The sequence below is a fragment of the Arthrobacter flavus genome (genome assembly GCF_039526005.1).
In the GTDB taxonomy this organism is placed as follows: Bacteria; Actinomycetota; Actinomycetes; order Actinomycetales; family Micrococcaceae; genus Arthrobacter_D; species Arthrobacter_D flavus.
The window spans coordinates 1-2,084 of record NZ_BAAAIJ010000039.1 but is presented as its reverse complement, the minus strand read 5'-3'; the positions used below and the strand labels follow the sequence as shown (position 1 = coordinate 2,084).

The following is a 2,084-nucleotide window of genomic DNA, read 5'->3' as shown; positions in this document are numbered from 1 at the left end:
CTCAACGTGCTTCCTGAATACATCTGATTACTCCCTGAAGAAGGATCCTAAATTCGGTGTCCAACTTCTGGGGACCACTCCACTTCTGCGCCAATACCTCGCCAAAGGTGCGGATCTGCGACAGTTCTCAATGCGCGACCTCGACGACATCCGCCGAGCGAATCAACACCCGACCGCGCCACGTACTGGATTGGGCCACCTCAGCAGTTTGGAGATCATCTTTGAGGTTGCCGCTTAAAGTCTTCAGGCGTCCGCAAACGATGGATTTCGTGACGCCGAAAGATGAGACACGACGTGCGAATTGAACGGTTTTGACGACCCTTTGTGCGTGCCGGGTGGTTGAAGCTATGAGGGAATCACTTGGTAGGTGCTGCGATGGCAGGTCAGGTGGGTCGTTGCGGGTAGGCCCGTTATTCTTTCATCGCGGCGTTGACCCACCGTGAGCCCGAACCTTCGGCGGCAGCTTCGTCTTGAGGGTTTAGCATTGCGCAAGTCTTCATTGACAGGCATCCACATCCAATGCAGTCGTCGAGTGACCGTCGTAAGGTATTCAATTCACGGATCCTGGCGTCAACTTTCATCTTCCATGGCGCGCTGATCCGATGCCAGTCGGCAGGGGTTGGGGCTGTATTGAGGGGAATGCCTTCAAGGCTTTTGTGGATCTCCCGCAGACTTAGTCCGACGTTTCGGGCCGCGGCGATAAAGGCTAGACGACGCAACACGCTGCGGTCGAAAACTCGTTGATGCCCGCTCCGTCCGGCGCTACGAACAAGACCGAGATCCTCATAGTGGCGAATGGCTGACACCGCGAACCCCGATCGCGCGGCAACTTTGCCAATTCCTAGGTATTGGCGCGCTGCTTGAGTCATGTAGCAAAGCTACGGCGGATACCTGTTGCGCTCAAGTGCGCTTGAGCGCATAGGTTTCGTCAATGATTGCTATGGGGATGGATATAAGTACAAGTTCGGCTTGTCGGGGCAGTGCTGACTCGCCCAGAGCGCGTTTTCCTCGGTGCTTGAAGCTATGACAAGGCGGTGGGAAGGAACAAGGCAGTTGATCCGCCCCTTTACGGATCAGCGAAGTCGCCGGCTGCTGGCGGCATTTCTCACGTCGGAGCTTGGTGATGGCATAACGGCAGTCGTTGTCCCGCTGGGTGTGTATGCGGTCAGCGATAGTGTTGTTGCTTTAGCCTCGACGTTCCTGGGGAGAATGCTTCTCGGTTCGTTGTTTGCCGCAGTAGGCGGAACTATTGCGGATTTCGTGGATCGGCGGGTTCTTTTGCTGGGAAGCTATGTGGTCCGCGCCGTCCTGGTTGCAGCACTCATTCCTTTATCCGAAGCCAACACAGTCGCCTTCGCCGTTCTTGGCGTGCTTGTGGGTGCGGCGGGTTCGTTTGATAACCCGGCGGCTGAATCCGCTCTCCGGACCACCTACAGACATGACTTGCAGTCGCTGGCAGCAGCACGAAAAACAGGCAAAACTGTTTCGCAGATGGTGGGTCCAGCGATCGGTGGTCTGCTGTTTGGTCTCGGCGGTCTAACTCTCGCGTTAGGGATCAACGTTCTTACATTCGTGGTCGCCCTGGCCCTTCTAGGCTTCAAACGGCTCGCGCCCGGCAAGGGCCATAAGATGTCAGCTCCCCGAAAAGTATCTCCACAAAATGCGGGGCTTGGGTGCGCTTCGAGATTGGGAAGCTACAAAGGCCAACTACCACCAGAAGTGTCTATGGCGTTCGTGTCGTCAGCGGGCGCGTCCTTCCTGGTTGCCGTCGCCACTGTTCTGGCTGTGCCGTACCTAGCCGATCTACCCGACGCCCCAGCTGGTGCTTATGGATACGCTCTGGCCGCTTACAGCGTCGGGGCTCTTCTCGGTCTGTGGCTGGCAGGCATCGGTACATGGGTCAACGTCCGCCTCAAAAGTATCCTCATCTTCTCCGCCGTAGCCTTCGGCCTGATCACGATGGTGAGCGTTTCAATCCCCAGATGGGAGATATTCGCGGCTGTGAGGTGTGTCAAGTAAGTGAGACACGGGATAGTCGTTTTTCGGGTTAAGCGGCAGTCTTTTGCTGCAGCTGGTTTTGACGG

The 2,084-nt window shown here is 56.6% G+C and carries 2 protein-coding genes and 1 pseudogene; 2 read left to right on the top strand and 1 reads right to left on the bottom strand.

Going from position 1 to position 2,084, the window contains the following annotated elements; translation table 11 throughout:
* Nucleotides 1–238, top strand: a pseudogene (locus tag ABD059_RS09915) (hypothetical protein); the annotation flags it as partial.
* Nucleotides 239–410: 172 nt separating this feature from the next.
* On the opposite strand, the gene soxR reads toward ABD059_RS09915, so the two are convergent.
* Nucleotides 411–869 carry a redox-sensitive transcriptional activator SoxR gene (soxR, locus tag ABD059_RS09910; RefSeq protein WP_343879578.1) on the bottom strand — a complete coding sequence of 153 codons (459 nt, stop codon included), beginning with the start codon at nt 867–869 and terminating at the stop codon, nt 411–413.
* A 142-nt stretch (nt 870–1,011) separates the two neighbouring features.
* Here soxR and ABD059_RS09905 point away from each other — a divergent pair, with 142 nt between their 5' ends.
* The gene (locus ABD059_RS09905) at nt 1,012–2,019 is read left to right on the top strand and encodes an MFS transporter (RefSeq protein ID WP_343879576.1); all 1,008 of its coding nucleotides are present in this window, start codon (nt 1,012–1,014) and stop codon (nt 2,017–2,019) included.
* The last annotated feature ends 65 nt before the right edge of the window (nt 2,020–2,084 follow it).

What these genes read in the sequence shown, in the direction of transcription:
- soxR (WP_343879578.1), bottom strand. Translation starts at nt 869, where the DNA reads ATGACTCAAGCAGCGCGCCAATACCTAGGAATTGGCAAAGTTGCCGCG.